This is a genomic window from Pseudoblastomonas marina (assembly GCF_034374265.1).
GTDB classification, from domain to species: domain Bacteria; phylum Pseudomonadota; class Alphaproteobacteria; order Sphingomonadales; family Sphingomonadaceae; genus Alteriqipengyuania_A; species Alteriqipengyuania_A marina.
In genome coordinates this window covers 433,990-456,831 of record NZ_CP139718.1, presented here as the reverse complement: position 1 = coordinate 456,831, position 22,842 = coordinate 433,990, and the positions used below count along the sequence as shown (strand labels likewise).

The window sequence follows — 22,842 nt, the reverse complement described above, 5'->3', positions numbered from 1 at the left end:
CGCAAAATAGTGGCCCGATGGCTCTCACTTCTTGTCCTTTTCGGCGGCCTTCTTCTTCTTCATCGCGTCGTGGAATCGATCGGCCCAGCCGGGTTTAACCAGCTGTTCGGCGCGCTCCATCCGCATCTCGCCATCCTCGACGTCGCGGGTGACCGTGCTGCCGGCGGCGACGATCGCGTCGCGGCCGATCCGTACCGGCGCGACCAGCGCTGAATTCGATCCGATGAAGGCGCGCGCGCCGATCTCGGTGCGGTATTTGAAATAGCCGTCGTAATTGCAGGTGATCGTGCCCGCCCCGATATTGGCGTTCTCACCCACCGTGGTGTCGCCGAGATAGGTCAGGTGGCTGGCCTTGGCGCCCTCGCCCAGCGTGGCCTTCTTCATTTCGACGAAATTGCCGACGAAGCTGTCTTTTTCCATCACCGCCCCCGGCCGCAGGCGGGCATACGGGCCGACCTTGCAATCCTCACCGACGGTCGCGCCCTCGAGGTGGCTGAACGAGCGGATCAGCGCACCGCGCGCGATCTTGACCCCGGGGCCGAACACGACATGCGGCTCGATCGTAACGTCGTTCGCAATCTCGGTATCGTAGCTGAAGAACACCGTGTCGGGCGCGCGCAGCGTGACCCCCGCCGCCATCGCCTCTTCGCGCTTGAGCTCCTGCCACTGCGCCTCTGCCACGGCGAGCTCGGCGCGGCTGTTGATCCCCGCGACCTCGGCCTCGTCGCCGGCGGTCACGGCGGCGCAGCTCCGCCCGTCGGCGATCGCGATATTGACGATATCGGGGAGGTAGTATTCGCCCTGCGCATTGTCGTTGCCGACGCGGCGCAGCAGTTCGAAGATGTCGCCCTTGCGCGCGGCCATCAGGCCCGAATTGCACAACCGGCAAGCGCGCTCGCCCTCGTCCGCGTCCTTGTATTCGACCATCTTGGAGATGCGGCCGTCGTCGTCCGCTACGACGCGGCCATAGGCGAGTGGATCGGCGGGTTCGAAACCGAGCACGACCACTGCGGGCTCGTCATCGCCGTGCAGGCGCTCGGTCATCGCACGCATGGTTTCGGACTTCACGAACGGAACGTCGCCGTAGAGCACGAGCACGTCGCCCTCGAAATCCTCGAGCGCGTCCTCGGCCTGCTGGACGGCGTGGCCCGTCCCCAACTGGGGTTCCTGCACGCGATAGGTCGCGCGTTCACCAAGCTGGTCTTCGATTTGTTCGCGGCCTGCCCCCACGATCACCACCCGGCGCCTGGGCGACAGTTCCTCGGCGCTGGCGAGCAGGTGCTCGAGCATCGGGCGTCCGGCGATGGGATGGAGGACCTTGTGGAGGTCCGATTTCATCCGCGTCCCCTTGCCCGCGGCGAGGACGACTATAGCGAGGTCATGCTTGCTCATGGCCTGCGCAATGGCAGTATTTCGCGACAGTTTCCATAGATTGCGCCGCATTACGCACCGCCTTGCCGCTACGGCATCGGCCCCCGCGAAACACGCTGTTGCAAGCCGTTTCGGAACATGTCACTTCGCCCCCGATTGATCCTAAGCGATTGACCCTCCCGTAAAGCACTTTTCGAAAGGCCCCTCCCATGTCCATCGATTTCACCGACAAGGTCGCCATCGTCACCGGAGCCGGCGGCGGCATCGGCCGCGCCTATGCGCTCGAACTCGCCAAGCGCGGCGCGAAGGTCGTGGTCAACGATCTCGGCGGCGCGCGCGACGGCACCGGTGCCTCGGACGCGGCAGGCAAGGTCGTCGAGGAAATCGAGGAAGCCGGCGGCACCGCCATGGCGAACGGCGCCTCGGTCACCGATTACGACCAGATGGTCGACCTCGTGGCGCAGGCGAAGGACAAGTGGGGCGGCGTCCATATCCTGATCAACAATGCCGGCATCCTGCGCGACAAGAGCTTCGCCAAGATGGACCCGGCCGATTTCGAGCTGGTGGTCAAGGTCCACCTGCTCGGCAGCGCCTATGCAACCAAGGCCGTGTGGGAAACCATGCGCGAACAGAATTACGGTCGCATCCTGATGACCGCGAGCAGCACCGGCCTGTTCGGCAATTTCGGCCAGGCCAATTACGGTGCCGCCAAGCTCGGTCTCGCTGGGCTCACCAAGACGCTCTACCTCGAAGGCGCGAAGTACAACATCAAGTGCAACACGATTGCGCCGGTCGCGGCGACGCGGATGACCGAGGATATCCTGCCCGAACAGGCGCAGAAGATGTTCGGCCCGGAAAACGTCGTGCCCGCCGCGCTCTACCTCGTCAGCGAGGACGCCCCGACCAATGCGATCGTCGGTGCCGGCGCGGGTGGCTACCACTCGAGCTTCGTCACCATGAACACGCCGGTCATCCTGCCCGAGGACGAGCGCTCGGTCGAAGGGTTCGCCGCGCATTGGGACGAAATCTCCAAGGTCGAACATGCCAGCGTCCCGCAGAATGGCGGCGAACAATCGATGGCGATCATGGCGGCGTTGCAGAAAGCCCAGCAGGGCTGATCGCTCCCACCGGCGGTCCACCCCGCTCGACCGACGCCCACAAGGGCGTATTGACAAACTAATACACCTCGGAATACCCTCCTTGCTCCAACAGGGAGGGTTTTTCCAATGTACAGCGAAACCGATCTACGCTCCGCGGTCGAAGCGGGTGCGATCAGCAACGAGGCTGCGCGCGCTCTGCGCTCGCATGTCGCGTCGATGAAGGACGCCGTGCCGGCCGATGCCGAGCATTTTCGCCTCATCACTGGCTTCAACGACATCTTCGTTTCGATCGGCGTGGTCATCATGCTGCTCGCCGCGGTCGGGATCGGGCAGGCGATCGGCGGGGCGTATGACGAGGGCACGATCGTGCGCGACGGGTTGCAAATGCTGTTCGGTGGCGCGCTCGCCGCAGGGACCGCCTGGATGCTGGCCGAATTCTTCACTCGCAAGCGCCGTATGGCGCTGCCCAGCATCATTCTGCTGCTCGCCTTCGTACTCGGCGTCGCCGGCGCGACTCTGGGCGCCGCGGTGGCTGCGATCGGACCGGGCGATGGCACCCCAGACTGGATCGGCGGGATCATCGGTGCCTGTGTCGGCATCGTGACCGCCGGTGCCGCGTGGCTGCACTGGAAACGGTTCATGGTCCCGATCACGATCGCCGCGCTGGTTGCGGCGCTCGCACTGACCGTGATCAGCCTGATCATCGCCGCAGTGCAGCCGAGTGAGCCCGAAACCTTCGTGCTCGCGCTGGTGTTCGTCGCTGGCCTTGCAATCTTCGCTTTCGCGATGCGCTGGGACGTGTCCGACCCCCGGCGCGAGACCCGGCGTGCCGACGTCGCCTTCTGGCTCCACCTGCTCGCCGCCCCGATGCTTGCCCACCCGCTGTTCTCACTGATCGGGGTGACCGACGGCGAAGCGACCGGGGTCGGCGCCGCGATCGGGGTTCTCGCGATCTACGTGCTGTTCGGGATCGTGGCGCTGGCGGTCGATCGCCGCGCGCTGCTGGTCTCCGCGCTCGCCTACGTGCTGTTCGCGCTGACCTTCCTGTTCCGCGAGTTCGGCTTCGTCGAACTGAACTTCGCGCTGACGGCGCTGATCATCGGATCGGCGCTGCTCTCGCTCTCAGCCTTCTGGTCGCCGATCCGCAAGGCGGTCGTCACCAAGCTTCCGAGCGACTGGCGCGCCAAGCTGCCGGCGACCGAGCTGGCTGCGGCCTGACGTGACCGGATCGAGGGGTGGCAGAGGGCCGGTGCTTCCGCTCCTGCCCTCTGCCACCCACGAGAGCTAAAGATCGTGAACGTCCTTACGGCTGCACGACAAGGGAAGCTTCGGTTTGCCCAGAGTCTGGTCATCCTGGCTCTGGCTGGCTTGCTCGTATTCTACCACGTCTACACTCTGTGCGATCTGTACCTGTCCGCCGGGTCCAGCAGTCCCTCGATCTTCGACCACATTCAATCGGTGCTGCGCCTCGCGATAACGCTCAGCCTTCTCGTGGTCGTAACAGGTCGTCGAGGCGGATTGTGGGGTATGTGGCTCAGCATAGGGGGCCTCGTTGCGTCGCAATACTGGGCCCATTTCGGGAACCTACCGGTCGATTTCACCGAAGGCCGACACCCACTCTCCTATCTCAAGGGCTTCATCTTCCCGACCATCATCACCGTCGCCTTCCTCTATGGCCGAAGACAGGTTTCGAACGGACGCCTCTAGTCGCCGACCGACTTCAGCAACCGCCGCTCGATCGGGGCCAGCACGCCGCTCAGTTCCTGGCCGCGCTTGAGCACTTGGCCCTGCTCGCCGATCAGCGCCCACATGCCTTGCCGATTGCGCAGCGCCGGGCGTTTCTCGATTCGCGCTTCGGGGCGTTCGGCGGCGCGGCGGAAGGCAGCGAAAGCGGCGTATTCGCGGTCGAAATCCATCGCGTAATCGCGCCATTGCCCGGCCGCGACCATGCGTCCGTAGACATCGAGGATGCGCTGCAACTCGTCTCGCTCGAAGCCGATCTGTCCGCCCTTGCGCGGGAACGGGAGCAGCATGCCGGTTCCGATATTCATCCGCCGGTCTTGGCCCCGGACGTGGTGTCGTCGTGCGCCGCGACGGCGGCGCGCAATTCGGCCAGTTCGGCCTCGAGGACGGCGAGGCGTTCCTCGTGGCCCTCGTTCGGTTCGCAGGGCTCGCACGGTTCGCGGCACGGCGTCCCGTAAGGCATGAAGTCCTTTGCCCATTCCTCCACCGGCATCAGCGTCGAGCGTGCCTTGAGGCCAACCATCGTCGCGCCTTCGGGCACTTCATCGGTGACCACGGCATTGGCACCGATACGCGCCCGGTCGCCCACGGTGATCGGGCCGAGCACCTGCGCTCCGGCCCCGATGATCACGCCGTTGCCGATCGTGGGATGTCGCTTACCCGGCTCGCCATTGGAAGGATTGGTCCCGCCCAGCGTGACGTTCTGGTAGATCGTCACGTCGTCGCCGATCTCGGCGGTTTCGCCGATCACGGTGAAGCCGTGGTCGATGAAGAAGCGCGCGCCGATCTTCGCCCCGGGATGGATGTCGATCGAAGTCAGGAAGCGCGCGAAATGGTTCACGAACCGCGCGAAGAAGAACAGCCCACCGCCATAGAGCCAATGGGCGATTCGGTGGAGACCGAGCGCGAGGACGCCGGGATAAAGCAGGATCTCGGCGCGCGAGCGCGGCGCGGGATCTCGCGCGCGGATCGAATCGAGATAGCTTTTCAGGCCGCCGAACATGGCATCTCCCGTTCGCTAGAGCAGGTCGGGCTGATCCGCTTCCGGATCGCCACCCTGCAGGATATCGAGCGCATCGCGCCATATCGCAAGGGTTGCGGGTTGTTTTCTTTCAAGGCTCAGACGGTCGATCGTCTCGACGAGTTCCTCGATCGCGGCGTAATCGCGGGTAGCCCGCGGAACGAGATAGGCGCTCGCGCCATCGGGCATCGGCACGCCGCGCGCGGCCGCGTGCTCGGCGATCAATTCGGCCAACATCGCATCGTCGGGCGGGGCGATCGCAAGCTGGAGCGCTGCCCCCATCCGGCTGCGCAGGTCGGACAGGCGGATGTCCCACGGACCTGCTGCGCGGGTCAGCAATAACGGTCGCCCGGCCTCCTGCGCGCGATTCCAGAGGTGGAACAGCTCGGTCTCGTCCATTCGGTCGGCATCGTCGATCGACTGGCCCGCTCCCATCCCGGAAAACCAGCGCGCGAAAAGCGACTTGCCAGAGCGCGGTGGTCCGGCGAGCACGGCGGTGTGAAACGGCCACCCCTCGGGGGCCTGGAGCGCCTCAGCGGCTGCGCGATTCCCGTTGCCGAGCACGATCCGCCGCGCATCGCCCGGCATCGCCGCCGACAGCGGCAGCGCGATCTGCCGCGCCTTTTCGGTCATCGGGATATGGTCAGCCGGTTGCCGCTGCCGCTGACATTGAAACCGGCATCGCGCAGGCCCGAGCGCAGCGTGTCTTCGTCACCGGTGAAGATCACCGAGAGTACCGAGGTGCCCCCGAGCGCGGTCGAACGGATCGAAGCGCTGCCGACGCCCGGCACGCCCCGCACTGCCGCCAGCGTGCTGTCGATCGCCGCCGCATCGGGCGAGGCGAACTGGAGCTGGAAGGACTGGACAGGCACCGAGGTCTGGCGTGGCGCGGGCGCATCGGGATCGGTTTCTTCCGGCGTGATCGTCGGTTCCGGGGCCGGCGGTGGGTTGAGCGCGCGCCGCCCGGCCTCGATCAACGCGGCGATCTCGGCCGGGATCGTCTGCGTGCGCTGCAACGAACTGTCGGGCTTGAGCAGCCCGCGTTCGAGCGCGACTTCGTAAGCGGTGTTCATCCGCTCGACCGCGCGCGCCAGCATCTGCGGCAGTTGCTCCTGGCTCTCGGCGCGCATCTCGAAGCTGTAGAGATAGGTGTTGTCGGGGCCGTAGCGCGCGGTGAAAGTCCCGTCGACCGGGCCGCCAGGATAAGAAAAGTCGAGCTCGGCCATCGGCATGATGACGTCCGACGCATCGAACTGGCCGAGCACGTTACGCCACCAGATCCGGCTGCGCTGCGCGGGATTGCCCGCCGTAATCAACAGCGATTCGCCGCCGAAGCCCGAAGGGCGAACATAGTCGATGCGGCTGTCGCCAGCCCGATATTGCGCCCAGGCGCGCTGCCACGGCCCGCGCACTTCATACACCTGCGCGGTCCCGGCGGTGTAGAGCACGGGGATCGTCAGCAGCGGGGCCGAGCGCGAACCGCCACGCGTCCCGCCGACGAACTGCCCGGCGCGCTGGCGATCGAACACCACGCCGAGCGTCGCGATGTAGCGGCGCGCGCCGATCTGCTCGCGCTGGATGATGATTGCGCTCGACATGCCTTCGAGTTGCGAATCGGACATCTCGGGTCCGCCGAGCTTGGCCCAGCCCTTGCGCCGCGCTTCGATCCAGCCCTTCTCGCGCGCGTCGTCGCCGTCCGATCCGGTGGTATCGACCTCGATGTCGTAGACCTCGATATCGCCGGTGCTGGCGAGCGGCGCGATCCCGCGCTCTCCCTCGACCTGCGCCCACAGCGCCACCCCACACAGCGCGAGCGCAAGCGCCGCCACGACCACGATCGTACGGCGGGTAACGGACGGAATACGGAGAGGCGAAGCTAGCGAGATCATCGAACCGGTGGGCTTTTGCCCAATGGGGCGTGGAAATCCAAGCGCGAAAGCGTATGGAGCCGGATATGACGGCGGACAAGGACAGTTACACCTACGCAAAAGCGGGTGTCTCGATCGAAAGCGGCAATGCACTGGTCAAGGCCATAGGCCCGCTGGTGAAGGCCACGGCGCGCCCCGGCGCGGATGGCGAGATCGGCGGATTCGGAGGCTTTTTCGATCCCAAGGCGGCCGGTTACGCCGATCCCCTGCTGGTCGCTGCGAATGACGGCGTCGGCACCAAGCTTAAGCTCGCGATCGACCATGGTCGCCACGACACCGTCGGGATCGATCTCGTCGCGATGTGTGTGAACGATTTGATCGTTCAGGGCGCCGAACCGCTGTTCTTCCTCGATTATTTCGCCACCGGGAAACTCGAGAACGGCATCGCGGAACGCGTGATCGGGGGCATCGCGGACGGCTGCAAACAGGCTGGCTGTGCGCTGATCGGCGGCGAAACGGCGGAAATGCCGGGCATGTATGCCGAGGGCGACTACGATCTTGCGGGTTTCTGTGTCGGTGCGGTCGAACGCGGCGAGCAGCTGACCGGCGACAGGGTCGCGGCGGGCGACGTGCTGCTCGGCTTGGCCAGTTCGGGCGTGCATTCAAACGGCTATTCACTGGTGCGGCGGCTCGCCGCGGACAAGGGCTGGAAGCTCGATCGTCCGGCGCTGTTCGACAACGAACGGCTGCTGATCGACGCGCTGATCGAGCCGACGCGCATTTATGTCGAGAGCCTTCTCCCGGTGATCCGCAGCGGCCGGATCCATGCCCTCGCCCATATCACCGGAGGTGGCCTGCTGGAGAACTTGCCGCGGGTTCTGCCCGAGGGCCTGCACGCCACCGTCGACGCCGACGCTTGGGACCAGCCCGGGCTGATGGCTTTCCTCCAGGCGCAGGGGAATATCGAGCCGTCCGAGATGGCACGCACCTTCAACTGCGGCATCGGCATGGTGCTGGCGGTGGCGGCTAACGAAGTCGCCTCGGTAACCTCTGATCTCGAAGCGGCCCGCGAAACCGTGTTCTCGATCGGCCGCATCTCCGAGGGGACCCGTGGCTGCACGGTGAAGGGTTCGCAGGGGACATGGGCGGCGCAAGAGGACTGGTCGGCGACGCATGACGCGTGAACGCGCGAAAGTCGCGGTACTGCTGTCGGGCACCGGCACCAACATGGCCGCGCTGCTCTATGCGAGCAGGTTCGACGATTCCCCCTACGAGATCGTACTCGTCGCGAGCAACGATCCCGATGCCGAAGGCCTCGCGCTCGCGCGCGACGAAAATGTGCCGACATTCGCGCTGGCGCATCGCGGAATGGACCGCACCGAGCACGATGCGGCGATGGATGCGGCAATCCGCGAAAGCGGCGCACAATACATCGCGCTGGCAGGGTATATGCGGATTCTCGGGGCTGAAATCGTCTCGCGCTGGGAAGGACGCCTGCTCAATATCCATCCCTCGCTGCTACCCAAGTACAAGGGGCTCGACACGCACGCCCGCGCGCTCGAGGCGGGCGATGCGACGCATGGTTGCTCGGTTCACCTGGTAACGCCCGAATTGGACGACGGGCCGGTGCTCGGCCAGCTCGAGATCGCGATCCGCTCCGAAGACACGCCCGAGACGCTCGCCGCACGGGTGAAATTTGCCGAACACCAGCTCTATCCGCGCGTGCTCGGTCGGTATGTCGGGCGATGCTACGATCCGGACTGGCTGCTGCAGCGCGTTCGCGAGCTGGCACTGGCCCAGGTCGAGACCGAGGAGCGCCCGAGCCACGGTGCGCCGGGCTGGAAGCTGGCGGGCAAGAGCGGCAAATACTTCGCCTATTTCAGCGATCGCCATCACGGCGAGGAAGCGATCTCGCTCCTGGTCAAGACGAGCGGGGTCGACGAGATGAACGCGCTGATCGAGCGCGACCCAGAGCGCTATTACCGCCCCGCCTATTACGGAACTGCGGGCTGGATCGCGCTCCGGCTCGACCGGCCCGATACCGATTGGGATCATGTCGACGACTGGCTGGCGCGCAGCTGGGCCGCGGTCGCGCCCAAGCGCCTGGCGAAGCTGCAGCAGGTCGCAGACGAGTTCTAGGGCGTTCCGACGAGCAGGCTGGCGAAGCTGCCGCCGGTGGGTGCCGGACGCTTCTGCATCAGCATGCGCGCGAGCGGGGGCGGATTGCCGCGTCCGAAGCTCTGCCAGGCGTAAAGCATTCCGTCCCTCACTTCCGCGCGCCACAATGTCTTGCTCGCGAGGCGCGGATCGCGCGCCGTGGTGAAGCCGGTCAGCAAGACCTCGGGCAAGGTCACCGTCTTCTTGTCGATGTGCATCGTGAAAAGATCGTCGAGATGCGCAAACCGCTCGAGGGCGAGCGCGCAATCGTCGCGGCCCCGGATCCGCCCGCCGACACTGTCGATATAGGTCACGTCGGGATGGAGCAGCTGGGCGGCCGAGCGGGCGTCATGTGCATTAACGGCGGCAATAAAACCGTCGACCACGCGCAGTGCCTGTCGGGATTTCCACACCATGCGACTCGGCATAGCAGCCGAACGAACTTTGCGCGAATCGATTAACCCAAGCAATTTACGGCGTCAGATCGGCTGCATATTGTAGTTTTATTACGTCACCCCACCGCCGCCATTCCTTCGGGGTACCAAGTGAATTCGGCCCGCAATCCATCGGGATCGGGGAGGAACAGCGCGCGCGCGCCGCCGAGATCCTGGATCTCCTGAACGGCAATACCCTGGTCGATCAAGGCAGACCTCAATTCCTCGACCGCTTCGGGAGTTTCCATAGCGAAGCCCCAGTGGTTCAATCCCGCGCCGTAGCGCTCATAAGGTGACGTTTCCGCCTTCGCCTTCTGGAACTGCAGCCAGAAGCCGTCGCCGTCGGTCCAGATTCCCGGCTTGGGAGAGCTGAAACCGATCAGGGGCAGAAGGATCCCGTAGTGCCGCTCGCTTGCCTCGCGGTCGGTATAGAGGATGGTGAGGTGGTCGAGGCGCGGTTTGCGGTTCATTCGCGCCAGATGGGGTGCCCCCGAAACGAAACAAGCGGCGCACCCGTCGGGGTGCGCCGCCTGTTTGTTACCAGCATGTGCCGGAAGAGTTCAGCCGACGATTTCGTCTTCGTCGAAGAAGAAAGCGATTTCCTTGGCGGCGTTCTCGTCGCTGTCCGAGCCGTGGACCGAATTGGCTTCGATCGATTCGGCGTAGGTCTTGCGGATCGTGCCTTCGTCGGCGTCGTCGGGATTGGTCGCGCCCATGATGTCGCGATTGCGCTTCACGGCGTCTTCGCCTTCGAGGACTTGCACGACGACCGGGCCCGAGGTCATGAAATCGCACAGTTCGCCGTAGAACGGGCGTTCCTTGTGGACTTCGTAGAAGCCTTCGGCCTGTTCGCGGGTCATCTTGATGCGCTTGGAAGCGACGACACGCAGGCCGGCTTCTTCGAGCATCTTGGTGACGGCACCGGTGAGGTTGCGACGCGTGGCGTCGGGCTTGATGATCGAAAAGGTGCGGGTAACCGCCATGGGGAATTCCTTGGATGTTCGATTGGAGTTCGAAGAGGGAGATTGTTCTCGCGCGCGCCCCTAGCGCCCGCGCGCGCAGGGGGCAAGCATGTCGCGTATTTGCGCGACGGCAGGGTTAGCGGCTGCGGCCGACCGTCAGCGAGGCGGAGGTGCCTTCCTCGTCGGCTGAAGCGTTGATCGCGAAGCCAGTCCCGTCGGACTTTTCGCCCGCGACCATCCGGCCATCATTGACCGACAGCGCCATCTCGATTTCGAATCCGGCCGCTTCGGCCTGGCGGCGATAGAAGTCCGCCACTTGCTGCGGCGTGTCGTCCGAAGTGAAGGCGATGATCTTGCCCGATCCGCTGTCGCCGCCCATCGCGATGTCGCTGGTGACGGTCGCGCCGGGATAGGGAGCGAACCCTTTCGGCCACTGCGCGTCATTGCCTTTGCGCTGGTCGATCGACACCGACTTGCCGTCCTTGCTCGTGATCCGGACATCGCCGTTCTCGGTATCGTCGATCGTCACCTCGCCTTCCGGCGTTGTGACCTTGGTGCCATCTTCGCCCGCATCCGAACAGGCGGCGAGCAGGGAAACGGCCAGCAATGCGGCGGTAACACGCATGATTTTCTCCTTCGTCTAGGACCTTAGCAGTTCAGGGACCCTGCCGCCATTTGCCACCGTCCTGCTTCCAGAAATAGGCTTCGACCCCGTCGCGCGCCGAAACATCGCGCCAGACCTGCCGGGCCGCATCGCGGTGATCGTCGTCGAACAGGTAGAAGATCCGCTCGAAAGCCGGATCCTCGCGCCATTCACCGTCGGCAAGGCAGAGCAGCTTCGCGCCGTTTGCCGCATCGAGTGTGTCCCCGAGCAGGATCGGCTGGCGCTCGCGATGCGTCTCACCGTGGGCAAGGAACCCGTCCTGCGACCAAAGCGCGTCGGACAGCGCCGCGCGCTGGGCCGAATGGGCCGACACCACCAGCAGGCGCTCGCCCGCCCGGACCGACTTGGCCGCGAGCGCCGGAACAATGCTTTCGGGCGCGGCATTGCCGAGAACGTAGAAATCGACCCGCATCAGGCCTCGCTTCGCCAGCCGATTTCCCGGCGACTCCTGGACGTCGGCGCGGGGCTCAGGACTCCACCGTGTCGCGAATGAAGCGGTCGATCAGGCGCACGCCGTAACCGGTGGCGCCCTTGTCCCAGGTCGCGCCGGGCTTTTCCGCCCAGACCATGCCGGCGATATCGCAATGCGCCCACGGCGTGTCGTCCATGATGAATCGCTGGATGAACTGCGCAGCGGTGATCGAACCGGCCCCCTTCGGGCCAATGTTCTGCATATCCGCGATCGGGCTGTCGAGCAGCTTGTCGTAAGCGGGCGAGAGCGGGAAACGCCACAGCTTGTCGCCGCTCTCGATGCCCGCGGAGAGCAGGTCTTCGGCGAGTTCGTCATTGTTCGAAAACAGTCCGCCATGCTCGCTGCCGAGCGCGATGATCATTGCACCGGTCAGCGTGGCGAAATCGATGATCCGCGCAGGCTTGTGCTCGACCTGAACCCAGTGCAGCGCATCGGCGAGCACGAGTCGGCCTTCGGCATCGGTGTTGAGCACTTCGATCGTTTGGCCCGACATCGAGGTCACGACGTCGCCCGGACGCTGCGCGGCGGCATCGGGCATGTTCTCGACCAGCCCGCAAACGCCGATCACGTTCGCTTTCGCCTTGCGCTTGGCGAGCGTCAGCATGGCACCGGCCACGGCACCCGCGCCGCCCATGTCGAATTTCATGTCGCCCATTCCCGGCCCCGGCTTGAGCGAAATACCACCGGTATCGAAGGTTACGCCCTTGCCGACGAAGGCGGTCGGCGCCTCGTCCGCGGCACCACCGCTCCACTTGACGCACAGCAGGCGCGGTTCGCGCACCGAGCCCTGAGCCACGCCGAGCAGCGAGCCCATGCCGAGCGCGGTCATCTGGTCCTTATCGAGCACGGTGATCTCGAGCCCCGTGCCTGCATAGGCCTCGCGGCAATAATCGACGAAGGTTTCGGGATAGATCGTGTTGGCCGGCTCGGCGACGAGGTGACGGGTCAGGTCCATCCCGTCGGCAACCGCCGACTCGATTTCCCATGCGTCCGCTGCGTCCGCGGGACCGCCGACGACCTCGATCGTCTCGAGCGTGCGCTTCTGGTCGTCCTTCAGCTTGGTGCGGAAGCGTTCGTGGCGCCAGTTGCGGGAGCGCATACCGAGGAGGATCGAAGCGATCTGCGCGCCATCGAGACCACTTTCCGACACGTCGAGAGCGATCACCTTTTCACCGCTGGTCCAGTATTTCGCGACGACGGCACCGCCGGCCTTCTCGAAGGAGGCAGGCTTGTTGTCGTCCCCCGTGCCGACCAGCGCCATCCGCTCGCCATCGTGGAACAGTTCGAGCACCTGCCCGCCCTTGCCGGCGAAGCGGGCGCGCTCGGCCGCGTCCTTAACCGCTTGCGGCAGGGAAGCGGGCAGGCTGTCCTTGGCAACGGGAACGATACGCAGCGCGGAATTGTCGCTGGTACTATCGGCGAAACGGATTTTCATGTGGTCTCCAGGGAGTGATTCTGCAGGGGTCGCATGGGGCCCAGGGGCCTCGCGAAAGTGCGATTGCGATTAGGCGCGGGCGGTGCGATAGGCAAGCCATGGTCCGGCGGGTTAGCGATTGGCAAGGTTTCGTGCGGCATGCCGCATTGCTGGGAGGCGTGGCGACGCTTGCGCTCTGGCCGAGCCAGTCGCTGGCGCAATCCGGCGATGCCCCGGGCGTCGAGAGCGCGCAGGATAAAACCGAGGAAACGCCTCCCGACCAGATCCCGTCGCTCGAGCTGCAGGATGCCGAGACCGCTCCGGTTCCCGCGATCGCGGACCCCGGTGAAGGCCGCGTGGGGTTCGAGGCCGACAGCGTCGAATACGATGCCGGCAGTTCTGCCGTCACCGCGCGCGGCAATGTCGTGCTGCGCCAGGGCGAACGCTCGGTGCGCGCCGACCTGGTGCGCTGGAACGAAGCCACCGGCGATATCGTGGCCGAAGGCAATGTGCGGGTGGTCGACGGCGAAGGCAACCAGCTGCTCACCGACCGGGTCGAACTGACCGACGAGCTCGATGCCGGCGCGATGCAGGACCTGTTGCTGGTGCTGGCGCAGGGCGGCCGGCTCGCAGCGGCCGAGGCGCAGCGCGACGCGAACGGCGATATCGCACTCGACCGGGCGGCGTTTTCCGCCTGCGCCGTCCAGACCGGGGACGGCTGCCCCAAGGATCCCAGCTGGCGGATCACGGCGCGGCGCGTCGTCTACGACGAAAGCGACCAGGTCCTGCGTTTCGACGGAGCCTATCTCGAGCTGTTTGGCGCACGTCTCGTCCCGCTGCCGGGCCTGTCGGTGACCACCGACGGGCGCGCGGTATCGGGCGCGCTGATCCCCGACGTGCGCTTTTCCGAGAGCAACGGGATCGAGATCAGCGACAGCTATTATGTGCGGCTCGACAAGAACCGGGACCTGCTGGTTTCGGGCTATCTCTACACCGAAGCCCCGCCGATGGTATCGGCGCAATATCGCCACCTGACCGACCAGGGGGCGTTCCAGGCGACCGGATACGCAACCTATTCGGAGAAACGTTCGATCGCCGGCACCACCAGCGAGGCGGGCGACCAATTCCGCGGCTATCTGTTCACCAACGGCAAGTTCCAGTTCGATGAGAACTGGTCGCTCACCCATTCGACCCGGATCGCGTCCGACCGCACCTTCCTGCGACGTTACGACATCAGCCGTGAGGACCGGCTGCGCTCGACCGTCAACGCCGAGTACATCTCGCAGGATACCTATTTCACCCTCGCCGGCTGGGCGACGCAGACACTGCGCGCGGGGCAGGACCAGGGACAGGTTCCGATGGCGCTGCCGGCCGTCGATTTTCGCACCCGGATCGCCGATCCGATCGCCGGCGGCAATGTCACGCTGCAGGTCAACTCGCTCAACATCCTGCGGCCCGAGGGCCAGGACACGCAGCGCGCCTTCGCCAAGGCGCAGTGGGACTGGCGGCGGATTACCCCGCTGGGGCAGCAATTAACGTTGACCGCGCTGGTGCGGGGTGACGTGTACCATTCGGACGACAATGCCCGCACTCCCACCGCGCTCTATCGCGGGATCGAAGGATGGCAGACCCGCGGCATCGTCACCGCGGCGGCCGACGTCAAATGGCCGTTCGTGGGCGAATTCCTCGGCGGCACGCAGGTGCTCACGCCGCGGGTCCAGCTGGTGGCGAGCCCGCAATTGCGCAACCTCGCGATCCCGAACGAGGACAGCCGTGCGATCGACCTCGAAACGAGCAACCTGTTCGCGCTCAATCGTTTCCCCGGTTACGACCGGGTCGAGGACGGGGTGAGGCTCACCTACGGGGTCGACTGGCGCGCTGAATTTCCCGGCTGGCGCATCTTCGCCACGGTCGGCCAATCCTATCGGCTGAGCGAGGAAAAGACGATCCTGCCCGACGGCACCGGGCTGTCGGGCAATGTTTCCGACTTCGTCGGGCGCACCGAGATCCGCTACAAGGATTTCGTCAAGGTCACCCATCGGTTCCGGCTCGACAAGGACAACTTCGCGGTGCGGCGCAATGAATTCGACGCGGTCGTGGGCAGCAGTCGGACTTATCTCGAAATCGGCTACCTGCGGCTGAACCGCAATGTCGACCTTGCGATCGAGGATCTGCGCGACCGCGAGGAATTGCGTCTCGCCGGTCGGCTGGCGCTGTTCGACTACTGGTCGGTGTTCGGCTCGATGGTCGCCAACCTCACCGATCGCGACGAGGACCCGACACTCACGGCGGACGGATTCGATCTGCTGCGCTCGCGGCTCGGCGTGGCCTATCGCGACGATTGCCTCGAGCTCGGCCTGACCTGGCGGCGCGATTACGTGACCACCGGCGACGCCGTGCGCGGCAACACCTTTATCCTCAGCGTCAACCTGTTGGGGCTGGGCTTCGATTGAAGAAGGCCGTCAAACCCGCTATCCGACCTTGCACACGGCTCAGCGACGGTTAATCCGTCGGCGGGCAGATTCTCCGGCCAGCTCGTCCAGGGGTCGCTTCCCGCTTCGGGCAACCGCAATTTTGGATGATATCGAGATCCACATGATGAAGAAATTCGCGCTTCGTCCGTTCATCGGCGCGCTCCTTTCCGTTGCCGCCATGGCCCTCTCGGCCCAGCCCGCTGCGGCGCAGGTCGGCGATGTCGGCGGCCTGGACATTCCCGACAATCCCACGCTGCTCGGCCAAAACCCCGACCTGCGACTGGCTTCGGCCAAGGTCGGCGGAGCGATCATCACCGGGACCGACATCGAGCGTCGGATCGCACTCGAACTGTTGGGCCGCGACGAAGAGATCGCGCCCGAGGAAATGAACCAGCTGCGCGTGGCGATCCGCAATCGCCTGATCGACGAGCTGATCCAGATCCAGAAGGCGACCGAAGACGACATGGCGGTCGAGGACGAACGCGTCATGCAGACCTTCAATCGCGTCGCGCAGCAGAACTTCGGCCAGAACCCCAACGTGATGGACGAATACCTCGCCCAGTTCGGCACCTCGTCCGAAGCCCTGAAGTTCAAGATCCGTGCCGAACTCGCGTGGCAGCGCCTGCTGTCGCGCTATGTCTCGCCCTTCGTCAACGTGTCGGAGGAAGAGGTTCGCGAGATCATCGCCCGCCAGGAAGCGGCTAAGGGTCAAGAGGAATATTTCTACGGCGAGATCGCACTGCCGGCTACGCCCGAAACCGATCAGCAGGTCCGCCAGACCGCGATGCAGATTGTGCAGGCGATCCAGCAGGGCGCCGATTTTCGCGCCATCGCCGCACGCCGTTCGCAGATCTCGACCGCGGCCAATGGCGGCGATTCGGGCTGGCTCCGACTCGACCGGATCGATCCGGTGATTGCCGAAAAACTGCGCGGTATGCAGGTCGGTCAGGTGCTTGGACCGGTCGAAGTCCCCGGCGGCTATTCGATCCTCCTCCTGCGCGACAAGCGCCGCGTGCTGACCACCGATCCGCGAGATGCCCTGCTGAGCCTGGCGCAGATCTCGGCGCAACTGCCCGCCGGCCTGACCGAGGAATCCTTCCAGGCTTTCCAGGCCGACTATCTCGGCAAGGTCCGCTCGATTCGTGGTTGCGGCGATCTCGATCGCGGCGGCGCGGAATTCGGGCTCAACGTCGTGCGCAACCAGGAAGTGCCCGCGCGCAACCTTCCTGCGAGCCTGCAGGGCGAACTGCTTTCGCTCTCGCTCGGCCAGGTCACGCGCCCCTTCCCGGCGAGCGACAACTCGATCAGTGTGCTGATGCTGTGCGGCCGCGACGATCCGCAGGTTGCTGCCGCACCCGATTTCGACAAGGTGCTCGCCGATCTCGAAGACGAACGCATCCAGAAGCGCGCGCAGGCCTTCCTGCGCGACCTGCGCCGTGATGCGATCGTGACCTACGGCTCGGGCACCGAACTCGTCGGCGGTTGATCGCTTGCCCGATCCGGTCCCGCTCGCGCTGACGCTGGGCGATCCGGCCGGGATCGGCCCCGAACTGGCATTGGCAGCCTGGCTGCAACGCGATCGACACAGCCTGCAACCGTTCTTCGTCTGCGGCGGACGCCGGGTGCTCGAAGAAGCCGCGGCGCATTGCGGCCTGAAGGTCACCATCGCGGCAATAGATGATCCGTCTGCGACCGACGCGCAGTTCGACGCGGCGCTTCCGGTTCTCGAGGGCAAGGACGGGCATTACGGCCCCGGCTCCCCCAACGAAGCCGGAGCCACGATCGCCCGCGCGTCACTCGAGCAGGGAACCCGACTGGCGCAAGACGGTCGGGCCGGAGCCGTAATCACCGGTCCGGTCTCGAAGGCTCAGCTGCAGGCGACCGGCTTCACCTTTCCGGGCCAGACCGAATTCCTCGCCGACGCCGCGGGGCTCGGCCCCGACGATGTGGCGATGATGATCGCCGGACCCAGCCTGCGCACCGTCCCGCTCACGATCCACGTCGCGCTGGCGGAGGTTCCCGCGCGCCTCACCACCGGCCTGATCGTGTCGCGCGCACGGATCGTGGCTGCGGCGCTGGAGCGCGACTTCGGCCTCACCCGACCGCGCCTAGCAATCGCGGGACTCAATCCGCATGCCGGGGAAAACGGCACTTTCGGTGACGAGGAGGCTCGCATCATCGCACCCGCCATCGCCGCGCTCGAAGCGGACGGCCTGTCGGTGACAGGTCCCCACCCGGCAGACGCCCTGTTCGCCCCCCGCGCCCGGACGACCTATGACGCGGCCTTGTGCATGTATCACGATCAGGCGCTGGTCCCGGTCAAGGCGCTCGATTTCGACCAGGGGGTCAACGTGACGCTGGGTCTGCCCTTCATCCGCACCGCGCCCGACCACGGCACCGCCTTCGCGATAGCGGGCAAGGGGATCGCCGATCCGGGCGCCACGATCGCCGCTCTGAAGATGGCGGGCGAGATGGCGGCGCGGCGCGGATGAGCGGCCTCCCCCCCTTGCGCGACGTCATCGCCCGCCACGGGCTTTCTGCCAGCAAGGCGCTCGGCCAGAACTTCCTGTTCGACGAACAATTGCTCGACCGGATCGCGGCCGTCCCCGGCGATCTCGCGGGACGTCCGGTGCTCGAGATCGGCCCCGGCCCGGGCGGCCTGACCCGGGCGCTGCTGCGCGCCGGCGCGAAAGTCACCGCGATCGAACGCGATGCCCGGTGCCTTCCCGCCCTCGCCGAGCTCGAGGAAGCTTTCCCCGGCCAGCTCACGGTGATCGAGGGCGATGCGCTCGATGTCGATCACGATTCGCTGTTCGACGCGCCGTATGCGGTGGTCGCCAACTTGCCTTACAATGTCGGCACCGCGCTGCTGGTCGACTGGCTGTCGGCCAAGGCATGGCCGCCTGCATGGACCTCGCTCACGCTGATGTTCCAGCGCGAGGTCGCCGATCGGATCGTCGCTAAGGAAGGTTCCGGCACCTATGGCCGGCTCGCCGTGCTCGCGCAGTGGCGCTCGCGCGCGTCGCTGGCGATGAAGGTCCACCGCAGCGCCTTCACGCCCCCGCCCAAGGTCATGAGCGCGATCGTCCATATCGAGCCCGCAACCATGCCCGAAAAGGTAGGCCCGACGATCCTTTCGCGGCTGACCGAAGCGGCCTTCGGCCAGCGGCGCAAGATGCTGCGCCAGTCGCTCAAATCGGTACCCGGCGCGATCGCCGCACTCGAGGCGATCGGGATCGAGCCTACGCGTCGTGCCGAAACCCTCTCCGTCGCCGATTATGTTGCGCTTGCGAAAGAGCTCTCGTGATCGGCGCGGGCATGCCTATATTGTCCTCCATGCGCGGACCCTCCGACATCACGCTCCCCTCGGCCGGCGATTTCCTGCTCTCGCAGCCCTTGCTCGCGCTGGCACTTGTCTCGATCCTGCTGGTGGTCGGCGGCAACCTGTTCGGCCTCGCGACCCGGCGCGGGGGCGCGGCAGTGCGCACGGTCGGTCATCTCGGGATCGCCGCGGCGCTGGTGCTGACGATCGTCAACGCCGCGCGTCTCAACCCCGATCTCGACCTCGCGATGCCGCAGATCGGCATGCCCGAGCAAATCGTCGAAGGCAGCGAGACCCGCATCCCCTTGTCGCGCGACGGGCATTTCTGGGTCGAAGGCCAGGTCAACGGCGCGCAGGCGCGGTTCCTGATCGATACCGGGGCGACGCTTACTGCCCTCTCGACCGCGGCCGCCGCCGCAGGGCGGGTCGAGCCGATCCCCTATCGCCAGCCCGTGATCATGCGCACCGCCAACGGCAACGCCCCTGCACAGCTCGCCACGATCGATATCCTCGAGGCGGGCAGCGTGACAGCGCGCGATCTCGATGTCGTGGTCTCGCCCGCGATCGGCAACGTCAACGTGCTCGGAATGAATTTCCTCTCGCGCCTCGACAGCTGGAGGGTGGAGGACGACGTGTTGATTCTGGTGCCCGAATCCTGACCGCGCGCTTCAGGCCAGCTTCAGTTTCGATCCGCTATAACCTATCTCGCAGTTGCAACATGGGAAAGCTCCCTACATATAGGGCTTTCGCGCTTCGGCTGCGAAGGTGCCTCGACGAAGGTGCAACAATCATATCATGCCCATTGCCACGTACCCCCCTCGGTGCCTGGGGAAGGGCAGAGTTCTGACAAACGGAAGGGATCCGACATGAAATTCAACAAGCTGGCCGCTGCCGCTGCTCTTGCCATCGCCGCCGTCCCGGGCGCCGCGCTTGCGCAGGACGCCGGTGCGACCGTCACCGCCACCGCCGGTGCGACCGTCTACGGCAATGACGGCATGGAAATCGGCACGATCGAAAGCGTCGAAGGCGAAACCGCCATCCTCGTTGTCGACGGCATGAAGGCTCCCGTTCCCACCGCCGCGTTCGGCGCTGGCGACAACGGCCCCACGGTCAACGCCACCAAGGCGCAGATCGTCGGCATGCTCCAGGCTGCCAAGCAGCAGGCCGATGCCGCTCGTGACGCCGCGCTCGTCGTCGGTGCCGACGTCGCCACCGTCAAGGGTATGCCGATCGGCGCGATCAAGAGCGTCGAAGGCGACAACATCGTCGTCAGCCACGGCGAAGGCGCGGTCGCGCTGACCCGCGAACAGTTCGCGGTGGTCGACCAGAAGCTCGTCGCGCTCGTCGCGATGGCCGACATCATGGCCGCGATGGAAGCCCAGGGCACCACCGGCACGATGACCGCCGAAGGCGGCCAGTAAGCGACACCCGCTTCTAGCTGGAAAATCGAAAGGGGCCGGAGGAGCAATCCTCCGGCCCCTTTTCTATCCGAACTTGTTGTCGCGCGGGAAACCCTGGGGCGGCAGGCGCCCTGCCCCGCCGCGTGCGACCTTCCATTGCCAGATCTCGGTCTCGGTCCGGGTGCGGTCACCCTTGCCGCCCATCGTCCAGCTGAGACCATCCTCGAGCTTGAAGGTGGTCGCATCGGCCAGCCCGCCATCGCGGTAGCCCTGTAGCTTGACCCCCTGCCCGCGCGACAGCTCCTTCAACTCGTCGAGATGGAACACGACCAGCTTGCGGTTGTCGCCGACCACCGCGACGTGATCGTGATCGGGCTCGATCCGCCGCACGACAACCAGCTTCCCGTCCTTGCCGACATTGACGACCTGCTTGCCCTTGCGCGTCTCGGAGACGAGGTCTGACATCGGAGCCTGGAATCCCTTGCCGGTGCTCGAGGCCAGCAGCAGCTTGCCTTTCGGATCGCTCACGATCAGCGCCGCGATATCGGCCTCGGTCTCGATATCGAGCGTGTTGCGCACCGGCTCGCCGAAGCCGCGCGCGCCCGGGAGCTTGTCCGCGCCGAGCGTGAAGAAGCGGCCATTGTCGGCCACCAGCAACAGCTTGTCGGTCGTCTGCGCATGGAGGAGGAAGGACGGGCCGTCGCCCTCCTTGTACTTGAACTCCTGGTCGAGCGGGAGGTGTCCCTTGGCCCCGCGGATCCAGCCCTTCTGCGACAGGATCACCGTCACCGGCTCCTTCTCGATCATCGCGTCCATGCTGAACTCGGTCGCGGCGGCGGGCTCGGCGATCAACGTGCGCCGCGCACCGAGATCGGTATCGAGCCCGTATTCCTTCTGCAGCGCCTTGAGGTCGCGCTTCAGCCGCGTGCGCTGGCGGGCGGGCGAGCCGAGCAGCTTCTCGAGTTCTTCGCGTTCGGCCAGGAGGTCGTCCTTTTCCTGCCGCAGCTGCATTTCCTCCAGCTTGCGCAAGGACCGCAGCCGCATGTTGAGGATCGCCTCGGCCTGGCGGTCGGTGAGCTTGAACTCCGCCATCATCACAGGCTTGGGTTCGTCCTCGGTGCGGATGATCTCGATCACCCGGTCGAGGTTGAGGAATGCGATGATATAGCCTTCGACCAGCTCCAGCCGCCCGGCGATCTGGTCGAGCCGGTGTTGGCTGCGGCGCTGCAGGATCTCGATCTGGCTCGTAATCCAGTTCGAGAGCAGTTCCTTCAGCCCCATCACCATCGGCGTGCGGCTCGCATCGAGCACGTTCATGTTGAGCCCGAACCGGGTCTCGAGGTCGGTGAGCTTGTAGAGCCCTTCCTTGAGCAGGTCGGGATCGACATTTCGCGACTTGGGCACCAGCACGATGCGGATCTTCTCGTCGCTCTCGTCGCGAACGTCCTCGAGGATCGGCAGCTTCTTGTCGGCGATCGCCTGCGCGATCTGCTCGATCAGCTTGCCCTTCGCGACCTGGTAAGGAATTTCGGAGATGACGAGCTGGTAGCCGCCGCCCTTCTGGCGCTCGAGGCCCGCCTCGCGATCATCGGCGCTGTCCGCCTCTTCGGCGAAGAAGCGCCCGCGGACGCGCAGCGAGCCACGGCCGGTCTCATAGGCATTGCTGATCGCCTCGGCGCTCTCGGCGAGCACCCCGCCGGTGGCGAAATCGGGCCCCGGCATCAACTCCATCAGCCGCGCGTGCTCGACATGCGGATTATCGATCAGCTCGAGCGTCGCGTCGATCACCTCGGCGACATTGTGCGACGGAATATTGGTTGCCATCCCGACCGCGATCCCGCTCGCGCCGTTGGCCAGCAAATTGGGGAACAGGCCGGGGAAGATCTCCGGCTCCTGCTCCTCGCCATTGTAGGTCGGGATGAATTCGACCGTGCCCTCGTCGAGCCCGGCCATCAGGCGCATCGCCGTCTTGGTCAGGCGGGCCTCGGTGTAGCGGTAGGCAGCGGCGTTATCGCCGTCGACATTGCCGAAATTGCCCTGCCCCTCGACCAGTGGATAGCGCAGCGCGAAATCCTGCGCGAGGCGGACCATCGCATCGTAGACGCTGGCATCGCCATGCGGGTGGTACTTGCCGATCACGTCGCCGACGACGCGCGCGGATTTCTTGAACGCGCTGTCGGGATTGAGCCGCAATTGCCGCATAGCCCACAGCAGGCGGCGATGCACGGGCTTCAACCCGTCGCGCAGGTCGGGCAGCGAACGCGCGGTGATCGTCGAGAGCGCATAGACGAGGTAACGTTCGGACAGCGCGCTATCGAACGGCGCGTCGACGATCGCATCGAACGGATCGGAATCGGTGGTGTCGGTGGCGGACATCGGAATTCCCTAGCCCCTGCGTCCGGGCCGATGAAGTTGCTCGACCAGACTAACAGGGGAAAAT

The 22,842-nt window shown here is 65.6% G+C and carries 23 protein-coding genes; 11 read left to right on the top strand and 12 right to left on the bottom strand.

Annotation, left to right across the window (positions count from 1 at the left end; translation table 11 throughout):
* Window positions 1-24 precede the first annotated feature (24 nt).
* Window positions 25-1,392, bottom strand: a complete 1,368-nt coding sequence (glmU, locus tag T8S45_RS02250) for a bifunctional UDP-N-acetylglucosamine diphosphorylase/glucosamine-1-phosphate N-acetyltransferase GlmU (RefSeq protein ID WP_322294511.1) — start codon at window positions 1,390-1,392, stop codon at window positions 25-27.
* A 188-nt stretch (window positions 1,393-1,580) separates the two neighbouring features.
* Here glmU and T8S45_RS02245 point away from each other — a divergent pair, with 188 nt between their 5' ends.
* From T8S45_RS02245 to T8S45_RS02235, 3 genes are all read left to right on the top strand, one after another.
* Window positions 1,581-2,489 (top strand): SDR family NAD(P)-dependent oxidoreductase, encoded by a 909-nt coding sequence (locus tag T8S45_RS02245; RefSeq protein ID WP_188641433.1) that lies wholly within the window; start codon window positions 1,581-1,583, stop codon window positions 2,487-2,489.
* Window positions 2,490-2,597: 108 nt separating this feature from the next.
* Window positions 2,598-3,689 carry a hypothetical protein gene (locus tag T8S45_RS02240; RefSeq protein WP_322294510.1) on the top strand — a complete coding sequence of 364 codons (1,092 nt, stop codon included), beginning with the start codon at window positions 2,598-2,600 and terminating at the stop codon, window positions 3,687-3,689.
* Between the two features lie 150 nt (window positions 3,690-3,839).
* On the top strand, window positions 3,840-4,178 hold the full coding sequence (locus T8S45_RS02235; protein WP_188641431.1) for a hypothetical protein: 339 nt from the start codon (window positions 3,840-3,842) through the stop codon (window positions 4,176-4,178).
* Here T8S45_RS02235 and T8S45_RS02230 read toward each other — a convergent pair.
* The 4 genes from T8S45_RS02230 to T8S45_RS02215 are packed head-to-tail and all read right to left on the bottom strand — an operon-like array spanning window position 4,175 to window position 7,124.
* Window positions 4,175-4,522, bottom strand: coding sequence for a DUF2794 domain-containing protein (locus T8S45_RS02230; protein WP_188641430.1), 348 nt, complete (start codon window positions 4,520-4,522; stop codon window positions 4,175-4,177). The two genes, T8S45_RS02235 and T8S45_RS02230, sit on opposite strands and share 4 nt — an antisense overlap.
* Complete coding sequence (gene epsC, locus T8S45_RS02225) at window positions 4,519-5,217, bottom strand: serine O-acetyltransferase EpsC (protein ID WP_188641429.1); 699 nt, start codon at window positions 5,215-5,217, stop codon at window positions 4,519-4,521. The genes T8S45_RS02230 and epsC overlap by 4 nt, the downstream gene beginning before the upstream one ends.
* Window positions 5,218-5,232: 15 nt before the next feature.
* Entirely contained in the window at window positions 5,233-5,868 is a 636-nt protein-coding gene (locus tag T8S45_RS02220; protein WP_322294509.1) for an HdaA/DnaA family protein, read from the bottom strand.
* The gene (locus tag T8S45_RS02215) at window positions 5,865-7,124 is read right to left on the bottom strand and encodes a heavy-metal-associated domain-containing protein (RefSeq protein WP_188641427.1); all 1,260 of its coding nucleotides are present in this window, start codon (window positions 7,122-7,124) and stop codon (window positions 5,865-5,867) included. The genes T8S45_RS02220 and T8S45_RS02215 overlap by 4 nt, the downstream gene beginning before the upstream one ends.
* Before the next feature lie 65 nt (window positions 7,125-7,189).
* Between T8S45_RS02215 and purM the strand changes: the two genes are divergently transcribed.
* Together purM and purN are read left to right on the top strand one after the other, a co-directional pair.
* Window positions 7,190-8,287 (top strand): phosphoribosylformylglycinamidine cyclo-ligase, encoded by a 1,098-nt coding sequence (purM, locus tag T8S45_RS02210; protein ID WP_188641426.1) that lies wholly within the window; start codon window positions 7,190-7,192, stop codon window positions 8,285-8,287.
* The gene (purN, locus tag T8S45_RS02205; RefSeq protein ID WP_188641425.1) at window positions 8,277-9,242 is read left to right on the top strand and encodes a phosphoribosylglycinamide formyltransferase; all 966 of its coding nucleotides are present in this window, start codon (window positions 8,277-8,279) and stop codon (window positions 9,240-9,242) included. Before purM ends, purN begins: the two co-directional genes overlap by 11 nt.
* Here purN and T8S45_RS02200 read toward each other — a convergent pair.
* The 6 genes from T8S45_RS02200 to T8S45_RS02175 all read right to left on the bottom strand — a co-directional run bounded on the left by T8S45_RS02200 (window position 9,239) and on the right by T8S45_RS02175 (window position 13,227).
* Window positions 9,239-9,676 carry a nuclear transport factor 2 family protein gene (locus T8S45_RS02200; protein ID WP_188641424.1) on the bottom strand — a complete coding sequence of 146 codons (438 nt, stop codon included), beginning with the start codon at window positions 9,674-9,676 and terminating at the stop codon, window positions 9,239-9,241. The two genes, purN and T8S45_RS02200, sit on opposite strands and share 4 nt — an antisense overlap.
* A 95-nt stretch (window positions 9,677-9,771) precedes the next feature.
* Window positions 9,772-10,164, bottom strand: coding sequence for a VOC family protein (locus T8S45_RS02195; RefSeq protein WP_188641423.1), 393 nt, complete (start codon window positions 10,162-10,164; stop codon window positions 9,772-9,774).
* Window positions 10,165-10,254: 90 nt separating this feature from the next.
* A complete protein-coding gene (ndk, locus tag T8S45_RS02190; RefSeq protein WP_188641422.1) occupies window positions 10,255-10,677 on the bottom strand; it encodes a nucleoside-diphosphate kinase in 423 nt (140 codons plus the stop codon).
* Window positions 10,678-10,792: 115 nt separating this feature from the next.
* Window positions 10,793-11,281 carry a hypothetical protein gene (locus T8S45_RS02185; RefSeq protein ID WP_322294508.1) on the bottom strand — a complete coding sequence of 163 codons (489 nt, stop codon included), beginning with the start codon at window positions 11,279-11,281 and terminating at the stop codon, window positions 10,793-10,795.
* 31 nt (window positions 11,282-11,312) lie between these two features.
* Window positions 11,313-11,732, bottom strand: a complete 420-nt coding sequence (locus T8S45_RS02180; protein ID WP_322294507.1) for a DNA polymerase III subunit chi — start codon at window positions 11,730-11,732, stop codon at window positions 11,313-11,315.
* Between the two features lie 55 nt (window positions 11,733-11,787).
* The gene (locus T8S45_RS02175) at window positions 11,788-13,227 is read right to left on the bottom strand and encodes a leucyl aminopeptidase (protein ID WP_322294506.1); all 1,440 of its coding nucleotides are present in this window, start codon (window positions 13,225-13,227) and stop codon (window positions 11,788-11,790) included.
* Window positions 13,228-13,325: 98 nt separating this feature from the next.
* On the opposite strand from T8S45_RS02175, the gene T8S45_RS02170 reads away from it, so the two are divergent.
* The 6 genes from T8S45_RS02170 (at window position 13,326) to T8S45_RS02145 (ending at window position 20,423) form a co-directional block, all read left to right on the top strand.
* On the top strand, window positions 13,326-15,659 hold the full coding sequence (locus tag T8S45_RS02170; protein ID WP_322294505.1) for an LPS-assembly protein LptD: 2,334 nt from the start codon (window positions 13,326-13,328) through the stop codon (window positions 15,657-15,659).
* Between the two features lie 142 nt (window positions 15,660-15,801).
* Window positions 15,802-17,166: a peptidylprolyl isomerase gene (locus tag T8S45_RS02165; RefSeq protein WP_188641417.1), complete on the top strand. Its 1,365-nt coding sequence runs from the start codon at window positions 15,802-15,804 to the stop codon at window positions 17,164-17,166.
* Between the two features lie 4 nt (window positions 17,167-17,170).
* Window positions 17,171-18,172 (top strand): 4-hydroxythreonine-4-phosphate dehydrogenase PdxA, encoded by a 1,002-nt coding sequence (pdxA, locus tag T8S45_RS02160; RefSeq protein ID WP_322294504.1) that lies wholly within the window; start codon window positions 17,171-17,173, stop codon window positions 18,170-18,172.
* Entirely contained in the window at window positions 18,169-18,987 is an 819-nt protein-coding gene (rsmA, locus tag T8S45_RS02155) for a 16S rRNA (adenine(1518)-N(6)/adenine(1519)-N(6))-dimethyltransferase RsmA (RefSeq protein ID WP_322294503.1), read from the top strand. Before pdxA ends, rsmA begins: the two co-directional genes overlap by 4 nt.
* Before the next feature lie 29 nt (window positions 18,988-19,016).
* Entirely contained in the window at window positions 19,017-19,661 is a 645-nt protein-coding gene (locus T8S45_RS02150) for a retropepsin-like aspartic protease family protein (RefSeq protein WP_322294502.1), read from the top strand.
* A gap of 207 nt (window positions 19,662-19,868) precedes the next feature.
* The gene (locus T8S45_RS02145; protein ID WP_188641413.1) at window positions 19,869-20,423 is read left to right on the top strand and encodes a hypothetical protein; all 555 of its coding nucleotides are present in this window, start codon (window positions 19,869-19,871) and stop codon (window positions 20,421-20,423) included.
* 63 nt (window positions 20,424-20,486) lie between these two features.
* Here the strand turns inward: T8S45_RS02145 and parC are convergent, their stop codons facing one another.
* Window positions 20,487-22,778: a DNA topoisomerase IV subunit A gene (gene parC / locus T8S45_RS02140; protein WP_322294501.1), complete on the bottom strand. Its 2,292-nt coding sequence runs from the start codon at window positions 22,776-22,778 to the stop codon at window positions 20,487-20,489.
* Window positions 22,779-22,842 lie beyond the last annotated feature (64 nt).